Source organism: Streptomyces sp. 4N124 (assembly GCF_052245395.1).
Taxonomy (GTDB): Bacteria; Actinomycetota; Actinomycetes; order Streptomycetales; family Streptomycetaceae; genus Streptomyces.
Genome location: NZ_JBQQBS010000003.1, coordinates 1 through 18,109 on the forward strand (window position 1 = coordinate 1; position 18,109 = coordinate 18,109).

Below are 18,109 nucleotides of genomic sequence, written 5' to 3' on the forward strand. Positions count from 1 at the left end.
GGGGCTGAGGTTCCTGGAACCGTTCCCGGAAGACTGCGAGGTGCGGGACGACGACGCACGAGCATCGTCTCCGCCGGACCGGGCGCTCCTCTGGCCGGCGGGCTGGTCGCCCGAAGAGTGTGTCGTGGTGTAAGTGACACTGTCACTGCCGTTGTCGGCGCGCAGGTTGCCGCCACCGGCACCCGAACCCTTGTCACCGTCAGCAGCGAACGGACTCGGCGACCCCGCACCAGACTCCGGCCGCGACGAGGTGGGGGCCGACGTGGACTCCGCCGTGCTCTGGTCCGACTTCGGGCTTGTCGTCTCCGAGGACTGCTCCTTGGTGGACGAGGACGAAAGGCCGTCCTCCGCACCAGGCCGAGTATCGATCCGGGGGCCAGCACCCCTGCCAGCTCCAGGGCGCTTACCCGGGGACGGTGTCTCGACTTGCGTGGTACTGCTACTGCCGCGATTGGTGCGCAGGTTACCGCCACCGGCACCCGAACCCCTGTCACCGTCGGGCGACCTACCGGGAAAGTCAGCGATCCCAGCGGGCCGGTCATAACCAGGACGCGAACTTCCCGACGACTTCCCACCCGTCCCCGAACCCTCCGCAGGCGACCGGTCCGCAAGGTCCTTCAGCCCAACAATCCGGCTATTACCAGAACGCGAACTCCCCGACGACTTCCCACCCGTCCCCGAACCCTCCGCAGGCGACCGGTCCGCAAGGTCCTTCAGCCCAACAATCCGGCTATTACCAGAACGCGAACTCCCCGACGACTTCCCACCCGCTCCCGAACCCTCCGCAGGCGACCGGTCCGCGTCCCTGACGGGGCCGTTCCCTGCCCTGGGTGCGCTGAGCCGGTCACCGTCCGGTGTGCTGGCCGAGTGGGTGACGGTGTCGCCTGTCGACGACGGCCGCGTGGGCTCGGCCTTCGAGTCAGCGGCGTTCCCAGAAGGCCGCGCCTTGTCGGGCGAGGACGGACGGACGTTGTCCCCGGCCGTTATGCCGGAGCCGCGGTGCCCCGATGAGACGAGGGGGTCCGTGACGGGCCGGTCCGAGGCGGGCCGCTGTTCGGTGGCGGAGCCGTCATCACGGCGCGCATCCGCGAGTTGGGCATCCGGCTTCCTGGCCTCAGCCGGGGACAAGTCGCGCCCTTCGTCACGGCCGGCCGGACCCTGCCCCGATTCGTCGGGGCTGAGGTTCCTGGAACCGTTCCCGGAAGACTGCGAGGTGCGGGACGACGACGCACGAGCATCGTCTCCGCCGGACCGGGCGCTCCTCTGGCCGGCGGGCTGGTCGCCCGAAGAGTGTGTCGTGATGTAAGTGACACTGTCACTGCCGTTGTCGGCGCGCAGGTTACCGACAGGATCCGAACCACCAGAACCACCCGGCTTGGAAGACTCCCCCGCCGCACCCGGCTTGCCCCCCGGCCCCCGCGGCTCGACCCGCTGACCATCCCCCAACAGCTGCCCCGGATTCACCATGGGATCCGAACCACCAGACCTGGAAGACTCCCCCGCCGCACCCGACTTGCCCCCCGCCCCCCGCGGCTCGACCCGCTGACCATCCCCCAACAGCTGCCCCGGATTCACCATGGGATCCGAACCACCAGACCTGGAAGACTCCCCCGCCGCACCCGGCTTGTTCCCCTGCGTCCGATGCGGGTTGTTCTGCGGACCACCCACATAATCAACCGAGTCGTCATACCGGTTCGGGCTGCCAGGGCGGTTACCCGGCGGCCGGTTGCTGGACGCGACAGGCGAATCGGAACCGTGGTTCCTGGGCGGTGTGCTACCGGGCTGGGAGTCCGGGGTGACCCGGGAGTCCGGAGCGACCGGGGGGCCATCGGGGCGCTTCCCGGCGGGCGGGGTGACGCCGGCCCCGTCCCCGGAGCCGACGGGATGCGTGGTGACCGGCGGCTGCGGGGCAGGGGTGGTGACGCTGTCGCGTCCGGCGGGGCCCGGCTGGGGAGTCGAGCCGGGGGTCTCCGTCGTCCCCGAGTTCCCGCGGCCCGGTAGCGGAGTGGGGGGCGGTGCCGTGGAGGAACCGTCGGTCCTCGTCGCTGGGGCGGGCAGACCGAGGTCGCCCGAACGTCCGTTGCCGGGGCCGCTGTTGGTGGGGTGGCTGTCCTTGACGGAGACGCCGTCCCTGCCGCCGGACGGAGGGGGAGCCAGCGATCCGTCTCCCCTGCCCGGGCTGTCGGGGGTGGGCAGGGAGAGGTCGCCGCCAGGCGTCCGGGACGGAGGCGGAACCGTCCCATCGCCGCCACCCGGTATGGGTTTGACGGTGGACGGGGTGACACCGGGGGGCACTGACGCCGGCGGGGCGTCGCCACCAGGAGTGGGCGTGGGGACGAAGGAGCGCCCCCCACCGCCGTAATGCCAGCCCATCATGCCGCCGCCGTGCGCGCCGAAGCCCGCCCCGATGATCGCACTGATGGCCACGGTCCAGTTCACCTCGAAGTCGGCACCCGCGATCTCGGCGCCCAGCGCGCCGAGACCGAGGTCGAAGGCCACCTCGACCCCCGCACCGACGACGGCGCCCCCGGTGGCGCCGGCGATCGCGCCCCCCACGGTGCCGAGCCGGCTCCCGATCGCGGTCACGACGGGGATGAGCCTGGCCAGCAGCGAACCGACGATCGACAGGACCCGTGCGAGGAGCGGGCCGAGGCCGATGAGGACGAGCCCGGCGATGACGCCCAGGATATTCGCCCACATGGCGGCGTTGAGCTGCTCCGCGTACTCCTCGGCCGCCTTGTGCAACTCGTCGGCGTAGCGGTTGATCGTCTGTCCGATCGTCCATGCCTTCTCGGCTGCGGCGTCGAAGGTCAGGGCAAGCCCTTCCTCCCACGCCCGGCGCGCCTCATCGCCCGCCGCCCCGGTCATGCCGATGCCGTCGACGTGGCCGTTGACGGCGACTCGGCGCTCGTGAAGAGCGTCACCGAGCTGGATCCAGGCGTTGCCCAGGGCGTACATCTCCTCGATCTTGATGTCGCCGAGTACGGATTCCGCGTCTTCCATGGTGGGGCCGCCCTCCCTGGGCGTGATGTGTTCGACGGTCGCCTGACTGGTGCCGCACCGGGCGGTCTGTGCAGGTGGCTAGGTCCGGGTCACGGGCTGTGCTCTCGTCGTGGGCGGGTCTTCGGCGCGGGGTTCGCCGCCCCGCCGATCACCGGCACCGGTGCTGGACGGCGCCGCGGACTCCTCGGCCGACACGTCCCGCTCGTCCATGGCGACCTGGACGAGGGTGGGCTCGTGGCCCCGGCGGACCAGCGTCCCGCGGCCGGGCTGACGGCGGTACGCGCGCTGCTCGTTGATGAGGACCCCTTCGCGGTGGTCGCCGGACAGCAGCAGGCCGCCGGAGCCGATCTCCTTGAGCTTGCTCAGCAGCGGGTCCGACAGCAGGGCTCGCGCGGCGCCACCGACCCGGCGGGCCAGTACGAGATGGAAGCCCAGCTCGTCCGCCTGCGGGATGAACTCGGCCAGCGGAGCCAGCGGGCCGCGTCCCATGCTGCCCGCCGCCAGGTCGTAGTCGTCCACGACGACGTACAGTTCGGGGCCCTGCCACCAGCCGCGCTCGGCGAGCTGGGTGGGAGTGATGTCGGCCGGAGGCATCCGGGAGCGCAGGGTCTCGGCGAGGGCCCCGACCTGTCCGGCGACCAGGTCGGAGCTGCCGCCGCGGGCACCGATGTACTCGTCGGCCACCACGCCCAGCAGACTGTGCCGGTAGTCGACGATCATGAACCGTAGCTCGTGGGCGGTGTGGCGGGCGGCCAGACCGCGCATCCAGGCACGCAGGAACGCGGTCTTGCCGGATCCCGAGTCGCCGAAGACCACGAAGTGCGGGTCGCTCGAGGTCAGATCGAGTCCGACGGGAGCCAGGTCGGACTCGCGCAGCGCGACGGGTACCTCGCGTTCGCCGAGGGGGGCGCCGTGGCCCTCCCAGCGTTCGGCGGGCGTCGGCGCCGCGGCCGGCGACAACTCGCGGACGGTGATCCGGTCGGGCAGTACGCGCAGCGCCGGGGCCGCGGGCCGCTGCCAGCTCTGCGCGATCCTGGACACCAGCCGGCGCTCGGCGTCGGCGATGCCGTCCGTGCCGTCCACGCCGTCCAGCCGGGGCAGCGCGATGTGGTGGGTGAGGCCGGGTGAGGCCAGCCCTCTGCCTGGAACGCTCTGGCCCAGGGCACGGGCGGCGGGGCGGCTGATCTCGGACTCGGAGGGGTCGTTGAGCCACAGTTCGAGACGGCCCGGAATGTTGTCGCGCAGGCCGACGCGGATCTCCGCCCACCGGTTGGCGGTCAGCCACAGGTGGACTCCGACACCGAGGCCGCGGGCGGCGATGTCGGTGAGGGTGGTGACGGCGTTGTCGTCGGAGGTGTGCAGAGCGGCCCAGTTGTCGACGACCAGCACGATGTCCGCGGCCCGCACGCCCTCGGGCAGGTCGCCCTCGGCGCGGCGGGTGCGCAGTTCGGCCGCCGACTGGATGCGCAGGTCGCGGAACATCCGCTCGCGCGCGGTGACCAGTCGGCTGACCTCGGCCAGCACCCGGCGCACCCGCTCCTCGTCGCGGCGGCCCGCGATGCCGGCGACATGGGGTGCGTCGCTCAGTCCGTGCAGCGAGCCGCCACCCATGTCGATGGCGTAGAACTGCAGTTCCTCGGGGGTGTGGGTGAGCATGGCGCTGAGCATCGCGGTGCGCAGGAAGGTCGACTTGCCGCTCTGCGGGGCGCCCACCAGCGCGATGTGCCCTTGTCGTCCCGTCAGATCCGCCGTGAGGGGGATCTGTTCCTGGCGCACGGGCACGTCGATCACGCCGATCGGGAACACCAGCCGGCCCCCGTAGGGCCACAGGGAGCAGCGCAGGCCCAGCTCCGGGTCCACCTCCGGCTCACCGAGCAGCGAGCTGAGGGCGAAGTGCGCGGGCAGCGGGGGGAGCCACACCTGGTGGCCCGGGACGTCCTTGTTCACCAGTCGCTCGACCGCGATCTGCAGCTCGGTCGCGCCCCCGTCCGGGGTCCACTCCGAGCGGGTCGCCTCGCTCTCCTCGGGGGCGAGCGGGGCGAGGTCTCCGTGCACGGCGAAGGGAACCGGTTCGGCGACCACGGCAGCGGCGTCGGAGTCCTGCTCGCGGTAGGGCGCCGACACGTGCGCGACGCGGAAGCGCTCGTAGACCGACTCGTCGACCTTCAGATAGGCGGAGCCCGGGATGGGAGGCAGCGCGTAGGCGTCGGCGGTGCCGATGACGGCACGGGACTCGGCGGCACTGAAGGTCCGCAGGCAGATCCGGTAGGACAGATGGGACTCCAGGCCGCGCAGTCTGCCTTCCTCAAGGCGCTGGGTGGCCAGCAGCAGGTGCATGCCGAGCGAGCGCCCGACCCGGCCGATCTGGACGAACAGGTCGATGAAGTCCTGCCGTTGCGAGAGAAGCTCGCCGAACTCGTCGACGATGATGAACAGGTAGGGCAGGGGGTCGAGCGGTTTGCCGTTGACGTCGGTGCCACCGGCGGCCTGACGGAGCTGGTACTCGCGCACGGAGTCGACGTTCCCGGCCTCCCGCAGCATGCGCTGCCGGCGCTGCTGTTCGCCCTGCAGGGCCTTGCGCATCCGGTCGACCAGTGCGAGGTCGTCGGCGAGGTTGGTGATCAGGCCGGATACGTGCGGCAGTTCGGTGACGCCCGCGAAAGTGGCGCCGCCTTTGAAGTCGACGAGGACGAAGGCCAGGTGCTCCGGCGCGTGCACCATGGCCATACCGGTGACGAGGGTGCGCAGCAGCTCGCTCTTGCCGGACCCGGTGGCGCCGACGACCAGCCCGTGTGGGCCGATACCGCCCTGCGCCGACTCCTTGAGGTCGAGGTGCAGCGGTTCGCCGGTGCCGGTCACCCCGATGGGGACGCTGAGAAGGTTCTTCGCGTCGGGGCTGCGCCGCCTGGCGGCCGGGTCGAAGGCCGCCATGTCCGCGAAGCCGAGCATCCCCGAGAGGGAGACGTCCTCGGCGAGGACCTGTTCGCGTTCGCCGGACAGCCTCAGCGGCGCCAACGCACGTGCGGTGGCCGCCAGGACGGCGGGCGCTGGCTCGTCGACGGCACCCCTCTCGATCGCCGCGTACAGGCCCGGCATGCGTCCCTCCAGGACGAGTCCGCCGCGTGCGTCCGTACGGGCACGTACGTCGACCCGGCCCGGTTCGGAGCCCTCCTCCTCCACGAGGCACACCACGTGCACCCCCAGGTCGGGTCCCGCCTCGGTGAACAGGTCGGCCAGGAGTGCGGAACGGGCCCAGGAGGCCCCGGGCTCGTAGTCGTCCAGGAAGACGACCAGGTGGCGGCGCGGGCCGCTGTCACGCTGGGCGATGAGACGGCCGTTGCGTTCGGCGCGGGCCGCGACCGCTTGGTCGAGGGCGGCCCGCAGTTGATCGTGGAGTCCGGCGAGGTCGTCGGCGAGCAGGGGAACGACCTCCTGCTCTCGGCTCTGTGTCCGCGGGTCGGGGTCCTGGGTGTGCGGCAGCCACTTCGCCCAGTCCCAGGCGGAGTTGCCGCCGGTGACGACCGCGACCCGCACGTCGTCGGGGGCGTGCAGCACCGAGAGCTGCAGCAGCAGGGTCTGGGCCAGCTCACGGGTGCGCGGACGCGGCCCCAGCAGACTGACCACGCCGGACGCCCGCAGGTCCAGCCAGGCGGCCTGGCCGTCCACCGTGCTGTGCGCCTCGACGAGTTCGGCGGCGGCGTGCTGGCACTCGATGTCGACCTCGATGGTCGGATCGCTCTGTTCCGGGACGCGCAGCGCGTCGGCCAGCGGCACCGTGCCGGTGCCGAGCCGCAGTTGGAGGAAGTCGGTGTCACCGGGGCGGCGTTCCCACACCCGGCGCCGCTGAGTGGCTATCGCCCACAGCCGCTCGGGGTGCGGATGCCGCCAGGCGTCGGCGGCCTTCTGGCCGACCCTGCTCAGCTGAGCCCGCTTGCGTACACCGGCCAGGTACTCCAGGTACCGCTCCCGCTGCCGGAACTGGTTGCGGCGCCGACTGCTCCGCAGCTGCATCCGCACACCGATGGTGATGCCCACGGACACCACGACGAAGGCGAACCCCAGCAGGATCATCCATGCCTTGCCGTAGGCCACCATGTACGCGGCCATGCTCACGCTGGACAGCAGCGGCAGGAGCAGCATCAGCCATCCGGCCGCGCCCTGCGGCTGGGGCTTCTGGGGCGGTGAGGCCAGTTTCGTCATGCCCTCCGGCACCGGTGGGGGCGCCATCCGGACGGGGCGGTGGAACGGGATTCGACTCACGGTGACTGCCTAGCTGCCTTCGGGGTGTTGGACACGGGGAGTGGGAGAAGGCGGTACTCAGTAGGGGAAGGTCATAGTGACCGCTGTCCGGTTGGTGTCGGTGACCTCCTCGGGATCACCGCCGCCGCTGCCCGTCGCGGTCAGGTTGGTGAGGAACTCGGTGAAGATCTTGGTGACGCCCTGCTCGGCCGCGCTGAAGTTGCCCCAGGCCATGCCGACTCCGTCCGCCAGCGCGGGCAGGACCCCCAGGGACGGGTCCTCCTCGGTGCCGAACAGCTCGGTCATGACCCGCGTCCACTCGTTCTGCACCTTCTCGGCGTCCGAGGCGGCCTGGCCCTGCCATGCCACGCGCAGCCCGTTCAGCGTGGTGTGGATGGTGCCGATGCGCTCGGCGACGGAGTTGGAGAGTGCGACCAGCGCCTTGGCCGTGACGTCCAGGCCGGCCGGGGACACATCGATGACGGAGATGTCGTAGTTGGCGGCTTCGCTGTCAGCCATGACTCGCCTTCCTCGGGTGATGATCCGGTGATCCGGGAGGTATGGGGTGATCCCCTCAAGGGTGCGATAGGGGGACCGTACTGACAATTCATCACATAAGTGGTTAACCTGGCGGCGGTTCTCGACGCGTGAGAAGACGAAGGAGACACCGTGACCGAACCGATCGACTCGCAGTACGACCAAACACCGCTTCCCGAGCCGGAGATGGTGGACGAGGACGGCGACGAGGCCGCCGATCCCTCGGAGGACAACGGCAAGGACCTCAGCCACCTGGTACCGGATCCAGAGGTCGCCTGGGACGTGCCGCCCTCCTTCAACATCGACCCGACGGACCTGTCGGGGGGCGGGGACGGACCGCCGCCGGAGGAGATCAAGGAACCCTCCGGGGATCTGAGGGTCGACCTCGGCGCGTTGCGCACCGCGGAGAAGTCGATGCTCACCGAGGCACGCGGCGCCGTGGACAAGTACGAGGAGGTCCGCGCCCTGGTCGCAGCCGTCAAGGACACCGTCTTCGGACAGGGCGCCACGGACAGGTACGAGAGAGGGGGAGACAACAGTAATTCGATGTCGTACGACCCGCAGGAAGGCGAGTCCATTGCCAACCCGTTCGCCGCGACCGGCGAGACGTTCGCCGCCGAGATGAACCCGGCCATGGAGCGCGCGCTGCTTGAGGTCGGCGCCACGATCGAGAAACTGGGCGAGTACATCGCGCTGCTCAACCACTCCGGACAGGTCTACGCGGAGGCCGACCGCAAATCCCGCTTTCCCGCTCCTCCGGCCTAGGCCCGAACCGACAGGCCGCGCCGCCCCGTTCCGCAAGTGCGGAGCGGGGCGCCGCTCAGCCATCCGTCGGCCCGTCGGTGACGTTGTCGTAGTTCGTGCCCTCCGCGTTGTGGTAGTTCGAGTAAGTGGTGTTCATGCGGCGGAGGATGTCCTCCATCAGTGCTTCCAGGTCGTGCTGGCAGGTCAGGAACCACGACTTGATGTCGTCGAACGTGGCGTAGGACGGGCTGTTCCAAGAGGTGCCGATGTCGTTCATCTTGGTGGCGATCGACGCCATGCCGGTCGTGATCTCCGCCGACTCCCGCCCCACAGCGCCGATCGCCTCCTTCAGGGCCGCGAGGTTCGCGAGCCAGTCCTGCGTGCTTTGTTCTGCCATCTGGGAGACACCTGTCTTTCACCCGGTCCGAAGTCCTCTGGCGTCCTGCCGCGCCGTCCTGCTCAGAGAACCTCTTCCGGGGGGAGGTCCACGGGCAGGAGAGTGGTGAGCAGTTCCTCGTCGGCGGATGCGAGATCTACGGCGCTCAGACCGAGTTCGGCCACGCGCTGCGCGTGCCTCTCGGTCATCCGCTGGAAGACCTGCCGGGCGCTGCGTCCGTTGCCGAACTGTCCGCCGCGCGGCAGCATCTCGAAGTAGTCGTGCAGCGCGGCGGTGGTCTGCGGCGCGAAGGTGTACTGGTGGCTGTCGGCCTGGTGTTCGACGATGCGCACCAGCTCGGACGAGGAGTAGTCGTCGAAGTGCAGGGTGCGGGTGAAGCGTGAGGCCAGGCCGGCGTTGGACTCCAGCAGCCGGTTCATCTCGTTCGGGTATCCGGCGACGATGACGACCACCTCGTCACGGTGGTCCTCCATCAGTTTCACCAGCGTCGAGACGGCCTCCGAGCCGAAGTCGGTGAACTGGCCCTGGGGCACGAGGGAGTACGCCTCATCGATGAAGAGCACCCCGCCCAGGGCGCGCCGGAAGACGGCGGTCGTCTTGGGCGCGGTGTGCCCGACGTACTCCCCGACCAGGTCTCCCCGGTCGGCCTCGACCAGGTGACCGCGGCTGAGCAGACCGAGCGCCGCCAGGAAGCCGCCGTAGAGGCGGGCCACGGTGGTCTTGCCGGTGCCGGGGTTCCCCGCGAAGACCAGGTGCCTGCTCAGCGGTGGCGGGGCGAGCCCGGAGTCCTGGCGGGCCTTGACCATCTGCATCAGCTTCGTGAGCGTGACCACGTCGCGTTTGACACCTTCCAGGCCGACCAACTGGTCAAGCTCCGCGCGGAGTTCCTCCAGCTTCGCCGCGGCCGCCTCGGAAGCCTCGGGGTCCTGCTCGCCCTCCCCCGCGGTGCCGCTGGTGCCCACCGCCCTACGGACGCCGGGCATCGGAGTACTCCCCTGCTTCGCCGCCGGGGGCGGCAAGGTCGGCAGCACCGGATCGGCGACATCCTCGACATGACAATCCTGCGCGTACACCTCGGCCTCCTCGTCCCGCAGCAGGTCCGTCTCGGTGCCGTCCACGGCGCAGCGGCGCAGCACGATCCGGGAGCTGGCACCGGCGTAGACGGCGGGGAAACGGCTCCCGGTGAAGTGACAGTCGTCGTAGCCGCCTTCGCCGCCGTCGCCGACGTACAGCGCGTTCTTGGCTGCGGACGCGACCGTGAGGCCATGGACCGTGGGACGAGCGCCCGCGTACACGACGACGCCGCTGCCCCGGGACTCGCGTACCGCTCCGCCCTCCACAAGGACGGTGCTGTCCACCTCCAGGAGCAGGCCTGTGGTGGCACCGGTGATCGTCACGTTCTCCAGCAGGGCGCCCGTGTCCCGGCCGACCCGGACACCGGTCTCACCGATGGAGGTGACGGCGCAGTCCGCCAGCAGCGGCCGGTGGGTGGTAATCAGGCGTACGCCGTCGCGGTCGCCTTCTATCCGGCAGTCGCGCAGGGCCGCGTCGCCGCCCTCCACACACAGCCCCGTCAGCTCGACGTCGGTCACCTCGCACCGCTCCGCCAGGAGTTCGGCCCGCTCGGTGACACGCGCACCGTGCTCGGGGGTGCCACCGATCGCGCAGTCCCGTGCGTTGACCCGCGCCGAGCCGCCCAGATGCATGGCCGTGTAGGCGGTCTCCCGCACGGTGCATCCGGTCAGTGAGACCTCGGCCTCGCCCGTCGCGTACAGCCCGTTGGCACCGGTGCGGGCGAAGGTGGAGTCGCGCGCGGTGGCGTTCCCGGTCGCGCTGACGACCAGCGCGGTGTCCACGCAGTCCACGGCCCGGACGGAGACCAGTTCCGCGACGGCCTCTCCCGTGACCAGCACCGCGGCACCAGCGGTGTGGTGCACGTGGCAGCCGTCCACAACGATCGCGCTTGCGTCCTCCACCAGTACACCGGAGCGTCCGGTGCGGAAGATCTCACAGTCGTGCAGCCGTACGCCCTGGGTTCTGTCGGCGGAGCGGCCTGCGGCATCGGCCGAGGAGGAGGCCGCCACCGGGTTCTGGTCCTCGCCGGAGGGACCGACGTCCCACCGCCGGTGGCGCTGCGGGCCCGGAGGGCGGCCCGCCGTGCCGCGGACCCAGACCCCCTGACCGCCCGCCTCGTACAGGCGGCATTCACGCAGCGACGCGGAGGCGTGTCCGTCCACGAGGACGGCGGCGCCGCCGCTGCCGCGTATCTCGCAGCGGGTCAGAGCCGCGTGCGCCCCGGCGGTCACCACGATGCCGCGTCCGGCGACGCCGTCCACGAGCGCGTCGGTCAGTTCGAGGGCCGCCTCGTCCTCGACGACCACGCCGTCCCCGGTGCAGCCGCCGACCGTCAGGGCCTCCAGCGTGGTGCGGCTGGTGCCCGTCAGACGCACCGCCATGCCCTCCGCCTGCCGCACCGAACAGCCGCTCAGCAACGGAGCCGCCGCGGCGGCGACCTCGACGCGACCGCCGGTGATCTCGCAGTCCCGCAGCACCGGTTCACCGCCGCGCAGCAGCACCGCGGCCTCCCGGGGCGCCGGGGAGACGAGGGTGAACCCGCGCAGTTCGGCGCGGCCCGAGTGCACGGTGACAGCCGGTCCGCGCGGCGCGACCAGCCGTACGGTGCCCTTGGCGACCAGGACGATGTCCTTGTCCAGCACCAGGCCCTCGGTGTACGTCCCGGCCTGCACGGTGATCACCCCGCCGGGCTTGGCGTCCCTGACGGCCGCACCGATGGAGCGGTGCGCGCCCCAACTGCCCAGTGCCACACGCTGTGCGACCGAGTTCACCCCACGCATGGTCGACCGGTCCGCCTCTCGGTCACAGGTCGCCGCCGAGGTTGGCCAGCCAGCCGAAGAGGCCGAAGACACCGGCGGTCAGTGGCAGGGCGGCGACGACGAGAGCGGTGACGACGGCCCCGGGCCAGGTGGGCCGCTCCGGCTCGATGGGACGCAGGGCCGCGCCGAAGGCGAGGAACAGCCCGCAGGCGACCAGGACGGTACCCGCCGCGAACGCGGCCAGCGGGCCCGCGGTGCGCGAGTCGAAGAGGTACTCGGGCACCCGCACGGCCAGCGCGAGCAGCCCCAGCACTCCGGCGGACAGCAGCGGGATCACGCTGGACAGCACGCGCACCGAGCCGGCCTGGAGCAGCAGCCCGACGCTGACGCAGGCCACCAGGAAGAGGGCGTACACGTCCCGTGAGGTGGTCAAGGTGAGCAGAGCGGCCGTGAGGACGGTCGCGGTGACGATGCTGAGGAAGGTGAGCAGCCCATTGCCCCGGCGGACGACGGCGGCGACGTCCGCGCTGCCCAGGGCGGGGGCGCCGGTGTCCGGACCATCGGGCACGAGCACCGCGATCTGGCTGGTGATCCGGGGCAGCAGCCCTGTCAGCACGAACAGCACCAGGGCCACCACCGCCGCCGAGCTGGTCAGACTCGCGTCCAGCACGACCAGCGGTGCCACGAACAGCGTGGTCACCAGCGTCAGAGTCTGGAGCACCACCGTGGCAGGAGCCGGGAAGGCGACCACTCCGGCGAGCGCGCCGATCACCGCGGTGCCCATCACCAAGAGCGGAGTGACCACCGGGCCATGGACCGGCGCTCCCAGGCCGGCACAGGCCAGCAGCGGGCAGGCGGCCAGCGCGAGGAGTTGGCGCACCGGACGCGGCAGCGGCCAGTTCTTGCGCTCGGAGTACCAGGCGAGCAGCGCCGAGCACAGCGCGGCCAGTACGAAGAACAGCACGGCCACGCCCGCGATCCGATACGCGCCGAGCCAGGCGGCCGGGATCACCATGACCACCAGACCGGCGCCGAGAACGCTCTGGGCACGCCGGCGGGCGCTCCACAGGCCGCCGTCCTCGCGGGCGTTCGCGATCTGTTCGTCAAGGTCGGTGACGGTCAGCTCGCTCAGCTCCGCGGCCCGCTGGTCGCGCAAGTACAAGGTGGCACCGTCCACGATGCCTGCCCCCGACAGCGTGTCGCCGGGGGCCATCGGGGAACCTCCCGACGGCTCGAGTGTCCAGACCGGAGGCATGCCCTCGGACTCGGGCTGGCCGCACAGGGTGGCGAGTCGCGGGACGTACTCGGCGATCGGGGCCTGGGCTGGGAGTGCCAGGTCGACCTGCCTGCGTTCGCCGACCACGGTGATCCGGCAGCGTTCATCGGGCACGGACGTTTCCTTCGGTGTTCGGAGAGGGGAGCCGCAAAGAGATGGGGTGAGGAATGCGGTGCCTCACTGCCGCCAGGTGGACACATTCGACCACTCGGCGTCGCTGTAGTTGTTCCAGTTGACATTCATGGCGTGGGCAATTCGACCCAGCACGCCGTCCTCTCCGAAGAGGCCGTTGGCCGCCAGGTCCCACCCGTTCTGCATGTCCTGGTAATAGGTGGCGGCCTCGCTCTCCCGCCACGCGTCGACCAGCGGCGACAACTTGTTTTTCAGCAGCTGTAGTTCTGTGGTGATCTCTCCGGCTCTGGCATTGATGGTGCTGCCCGCGGCCTCGAGCCCTTCGCCTACGTAGATCGGCGTGCCGTCGATGTTGGCCATGAAACGCTCCTCGAACGCGCCCGGTCCTGCGGATGAAAGCGCGGATGAATCGGCTGGATACGCGGATGGATCAGCCTGCGGATCAGTTGAAGTTCGTGCCGCTCGGGGGCTTCGGAACGTCTTCACCCAGCTGGGTGAGGTTGTTCAGGTTCTGCTGCTCGGTGTCCTTGTAATTCACATAGTTGCCCTGAAGTCCCTTGGAGATTCCGTCCAGGGCGTCGTTGAGCATGCGGGCATAAACGTCGTACCTCGCCATCAAGTTCTGGAACTCGGCCTGGGCTATGCCCTGCCAGCTCTGCTCCAGGCTGGTCACATAGACCTTCAGATTGGCCAGTTGCCCGGCGATCTCAGTCGCCGTGGTAGCCGTATTGGTGGAGGCCTCAGCCAGGTACTCCGGTGTCACCCGGTACGTCACACCACCGACGCTTACGGAAGGCTCGACAGCCATGAGTGGAATCCGCCCTTCTCGACCGTTGTCCCGTAGTCAAACATCGCCGCAACGATGACCGGGCCAGATGAGCAGAACCTGGGCACCTTCTGAACACAACAAGTGGGACGTGCCCAGTGCGCCCGGGCCTCGCGCCTTCGCCTCGCCCCGGCCGTGCTGACCACGTGTGAGTTGATGCGCGCGCGAGTGCTCAAGGGCTGCTCGAAAGAGGAGGAGGGCGGCGACGCGCGGTCGCATAGACCTTCGCACCCCGGCCAAGCCGGGCTGCAAAATGGCCGAAACAACGACATTGGGGCTGCACAGCAAAAGCGAATCCGCACATCCTGTCGTTCATGGGCAGTCTGGTACGCAGCGTCAGCGGCAATTCCACGACAACCTGCCGACGGAGGCGGCGGCGATGGGCCTAGCGGGTCCGTTCCATCTGCCTGTCGTCTTTGAATCCTCTTCTCGCCCTGCTGTGCTTCGACGCCTGGCGAGCCGCGTTGATGAGGTCCCGTTCTTCCTGGGTGAGGGTGGACGTCAACTTGGCGTTATTCATCCACCCGTTGAGCAGAGCATGTGAACCACCCAGCCGGAGAGAGTAGGACCACGCGCTCTCCCCTCTCAGGTCTCCCTGCCATCCGGCGGCCCACTTCAGCAGGTGAGCGATTTTCTGTGCATGACTGTAGCGAACTGAACTCATTGGCCTAATCGGTAAGTTACGTCACTTCCAGATCTTCTACGGTGCGCGGACCGAGTTCACGGCACCCTCCGGCCCGACGGGTGCCGCCCCAAAGGACCTGGACACCGTCGCCGCCGAACGCACCGGCGGACCACGCAAGGCGCTCGGCTGGAAACCCCAGCCGAGCGCCTGGGGACGCCGTCTCCCGCCCGGACTTGGAGCGGTCACCCGGACTGTGTCAGCCGGCCGGGGTCATTCGATCAGTCGCCAGCGGGTGTCGTCCGGCGAACCGCACGAGCCGATCACCAGCCGCTGGTCCGGCTCCTTCTTCTCGGCGCCCGCTCCATTGACCATGAGGCACAGGTGGTTGCTGGCGTAATTGCGGATCATGACGCTGCCGTCCCCGGCCGGATCGAACCACCACAGCTGGTTGTCGCCCATGGTTCCGGTGCAGTGGGCCTCCATGAGCCCGGTCCCCGAAGGCTGTCCCCCGCGGGTCGGCAGGTCGATGCACAGACCGTCCTTCAGATTGGCGAACTGCACGAGATCCCTGCCGCCAGGGCCCGCGTCGGGACGAGGGGACGTCATCCTCCACAGCTGGTTGTCCTGGTCGGTGCCGTCGCAGTAGTACTGGTTGACCTCCTCACCCTTCTTGCCCGCTTCGTTGAACGGGATATCGGCGCACAGCCCGGTGAACACGTTCTTCAGCAGCACCGTGCGAGAGACGGCCGTCAGCTTCTGCAGTTCGGCCTTGGCCACGTCCTCCGCCCGCGTCTCAGTCCGCTTCTTCGTCGGAGAGGCCGACGGAATGACGACGGGGTCGGGCACCCGTCGCTCGACGCTCGTGCCGGGCTCCGTCACCGTCTCCTTCTTCGTCTCCGTCTCCTCCTTCGTCACCTTCGGTTCGGTGGACGGCGACGGGGATCTGGTGAGCTTCTCGTGGGCCGCGGCCTGCTCGGCCGCCAGCTCCGCCTTCTGCGCCTCCTCGTCGGCCTGGTAACTGCGCCACGCGCCCACCCCCAGGGTGGCGCCCGCGGCGAGTGCCAGCACGGCGACCGCGCCGGCGACCCGGGTCCCCATGCGGGAGCGCTCTCCCGGCTGCTGGGCACTGGTCGTCAATGCGTCGGCGAACCGTGCCCGTTGCCGCCGTTTCGTTTCGTCCTGGTCGATTTCAGTCAATGCGGTTCCCAACTCGCAGAGGCTTCAACGGTGTGTGTGCCGAAGCGTCCGTCCCGCCCGCTCCGTTTCCGCCCCGGACGCGGCTCTCGGATCCCTATCCGGGCAACCGGGCACCGGGGGGCCGCGCGAGGCCGGTCCCGGGACACGAAGACCGCCGCCGGTACGCGAAGCGGGCGGACCGGGCCTGATCCGGCTCATCGCGGCACCGGACCGTACAGCTCGCGCTCCCGCAGCAGTTCCGCCGCCTTCACCAGCGAGGCGGACAGCCGACGCCGGTAGGTGCTGAAGGACAGCGCCGCCCGGTTGGCCGCGGCCTGCTGGCTGCGTGGCCCGCTCAGATAGGTGATCTCCAGGATGTCGGCCAACTGCCGCCGGCCGGGCTGCGCCCGCAACTGCGCCACGGTCTCCGTGAGTACCTGGCGCAGCTCGGCGGGGCCGGCATCGGACGCCACCAGCCCGGTACGCAGAAGCGCACTGTGCGCCAGCTGCTCCGGCTCCGAGACCTTCTGGTAGGCGTACTTGACGGCACCCACGAACTCCGGCCACGGCATGGCGGGTGCCGCCGGCTCGGCGGCCGGAGCGGAGGCCACTGCGGGCTCGTCGGCCAGCAGCCGGATGCTCAGTGCCTCCGCCCAGCGGGCGAACGGCATGCTGCGCCAGTCCCGCACGAACGAGAGGATCGGTTCACCGTCCGCGCAGGTGACCGTCTCCCCGGGCTGCTGGTCGTACAGACTGAGGAGCCGCGACAGTTCCTCCTGCTCCCGTGCCGCGCAGGTCCAGCTCACCGCCAGACCTGGCGTGGTCGCCCACAAGGTGGTGAGAGCGAAGCACGTCGCCACCGCGCTGCCGGTGCTCCAACGCCCCAGCAGCAGTCGCTCCGTGCGTCGCAGCGATGACGACCGGCCCTTCATGTGTTCGAGCGCGGCATGCGCGACCGGATCGCCGGGCAGGTTCGTGGCACCCGCTTCCAGACAGGGCGCCACGAGTGTGCCGACGAGGTCACCACGGTCGTCCTCAACGACGACGAACGCCGAGGGCTGTCGGTCCCACCACTGCCGGGCGAGACGGCCGGCAGCGGCACCGTGCTCCTTCTCTATGGCAGCCAGCACCGGGTGCAGGTCTTTCGAGAGTGCGGACCGTAACTGGAAACGGTCCGCACCGCTCCAGTCCGCCGCCTCGCGGACGACGGAACTCGCCCTCCCGAGGTGGGCGAGGCCGGCACCGAACGCCCAACGGCCACCGGTGCGCTGGGTCAGCCGTTCTGCCAGATGCGCGTGCAGCCGACGGAACAGGCGCTCGTACTTCTCCGGATCGCGCCAGCGCAGATCGACCAGCAGCGCTTCTCGCACCAGCCCGTGCGGTATGAGACCGGCGGCGGTGCTGTCCACGAACGACAGTCCGTGCAGCCATGCGAACAGCAGCTGGGCCTCCGCCACCGGCACATCCAGGGTGCGCCGGACCAGTTCCTCGGTGGTGACCCGGGCCAGCGCCAGTACCTGGAGCGCGTCGGACCTGGCCGGTGACGGGGTCTCCCGCAGCAGCAGCCTCAACAGCTCCCGTGCCAGGTCGGGCGAGTCGTACAGCTCCCGCTCGCCGCTCGGCCCGGCTGTCCCCGCGGATGCTTCCCTGGCGTCGGCGAAGAGCACCAGAGCGAGCGGCAGTCCGTGCGAGGCCCGTACGATGTCGGCCACCGAGGACTCCGGCACATCCCGGTTGCGCAGGAGCAGGAACGCCTCGGCGTCGTCCATGCCCGACAGCCGCACGCTGCGCAGCGCGTGCCACCACTGCGGGTCGGTGCGCCACTCGGTCTCCGGGGGCCGGCGCGAGCCCACCAGGACGAGCAGGTGCGTGGGCATACGGGGCAGGAACTCCTCGCGCAGCCACCACTCCAGCGGACCCAGCGACTCCGCGGAATCGATCAGCAGCAACTGCGCCTCTTCCGGCGGTCCCTGCGCCTCCAGCGCGGCCAGGAAGGCATCCGGTGTCGCATCCGTGCAGCGCATGTCGATCGTGCGTGCGATCGTGCCCTGCATCCGCGCCTCGTCTGCGAACCGGAGCATCAGGGTGCTCTTGCCGACACCCCCCATGCCGTGCAGCCACACCACGAAGCAGCCCCGGGCCTCGTTGCGCATCAGCTCCCGCAGCAGCCGCAGTTCGGCGGCGCGCCCGGTGAAGGATTCTCTCCGCAGTGCGGCCAGCACGCTTCCATGGGAGTCGACAGACATGGGCGTAGGTACTTCCGTATCTTCCAACCTTGTGAACTGCCGTCGATCGGTCGCCCTCGCATGGAGCGCGGTCT

The 18,109-nt window shown here is 70.1% G+C and carries 10 protein-coding genes; 1 reads left to right on the forward strand and 9 read right to left on the reverse strand.

The window, feature by feature from the left end:
• Nucleotides 1-3,081: 3,081 nt before the first annotated feature.
• Together eccCa and ACTWQO_RS03785 are read right to left on the reverse strand one after the other, a co-directional pair.
• The gene (eccCa, locus tag ACTWQO_RS03780) at nucleotides 3,082-7,263 is read right to left on the reverse strand and encodes a type VII secretion protein EccCa (protein ID WP_443235758.1); all 4,182 of its coding nucleotides are present in this window, start codon (nucleotides 7,261-7,263) and stop codon (nucleotides 3,082-3,084) included.
• Nucleotides 7,264-7,320: 57 nt separating this feature from the next.
• Nucleotides 7,321-7,761: a WXG100 family type VII secretion target gene (locus ACTWQO_RS03785; RefSeq protein WP_443235759.1), complete on the reverse strand. Its 441-nt coding sequence runs from the start codon at nucleotides 7,759-7,761 to the stop codon at nucleotides 7,321-7,323.
• A 150-nt stretch (nucleotides 7,762-7,911) separates the two neighbouring features.
• On the opposite strand from ACTWQO_RS03785, the gene ACTWQO_RS03790 reads away from it, so the two are divergent.
• Nucleotides 7,912-8,544 (forward strand): hypothetical protein, encoded by a 633-nt coding sequence (locus ACTWQO_RS03790; RefSeq protein ID WP_443235760.1) that lies wholly within the window; start codon nucleotides 7,912-7,914, stop codon nucleotides 8,542-8,544.
• Nucleotides 8,545-8,599: 55 nt separating this feature from the next.
• Here the strand turns inward: ACTWQO_RS03790 and ACTWQO_RS03795 are convergent, their stop codons facing one another.
• The 7 genes from ACTWQO_RS03795 to ACTWQO_RS03825 form a co-directional block, all read right to left on the reverse strand.
• Nucleotides 8,600-8,920, reverse strand: coding sequence for a WXG100 family type VII secretion target (locus tag ACTWQO_RS03795; protein WP_443235761.1), 321 nt, complete (start codon nucleotides 8,918-8,920; stop codon nucleotides 8,600-8,602).
• Nucleotides 8,921-8,982: 62 nt separating this feature from the next.
• A complete protein-coding gene (locus ACTWQO_RS03800; RefSeq protein ID WP_443235762.1) occupies nucleotides 8,983-11,766 on the reverse strand; it encodes a right-handed parallel beta-helix repeat-containing protein in 2,784 nt (927 codons plus the stop codon).
• Between the two features lie 31 nt (nucleotides 11,767-11,797).
• On the reverse strand, nucleotides 11,798-13,144 hold the full coding sequence (locus ACTWQO_RS03805) for an EsaB/YukD family protein (RefSeq protein WP_443235763.1): 1,347 nt from the start codon (nucleotides 13,142-13,144) through the stop codon (nucleotides 11,798-11,800).
• Between the two features lie 63 nt (nucleotides 13,145-13,207).
• Complete coding sequence (locus ACTWQO_RS03810; protein WP_443235764.1) at nucleotides 13,208-13,522, reverse strand: WXG100 family type VII secretion target; 315 nt, start codon at nucleotides 13,520-13,522, stop codon at nucleotides 13,208-13,210.
• A gap of 82 nt (nucleotides 13,523-13,604) precedes the next feature.
• On the reverse strand, nucleotides 13,605-13,970 hold the full coding sequence (locus ACTWQO_RS03815; protein WP_443235765.1) for a WXG100 family type VII secretion target: 366 nt from the start codon (nucleotides 13,968-13,970) through the stop codon (nucleotides 13,605-13,607).
• 913 nt (nucleotides 13,971-14,883) lie between these two features.
• Nucleotides 14,884-15,711: an RICIN domain-containing protein gene (locus ACTWQO_RS03820; RefSeq protein WP_443235766.1), complete on the reverse strand. Its 828-nt coding sequence runs from the start codon at nucleotides 15,709-15,711 to the stop codon at nucleotides 14,884-14,886.
• A gap of 293 nt (nucleotides 15,712-16,004) precedes the next feature.
• Nucleotides 16,005-18,035: a hypothetical protein gene (locus ACTWQO_RS03825; protein ID WP_443235767.1), complete on the reverse strand. Its 2,031-nt coding sequence runs from the start codon at nucleotides 18,033-18,035 to the stop codon at nucleotides 16,005-16,007.
• Nucleotides 18,036-18,109 lie beyond the last annotated feature (74 nt).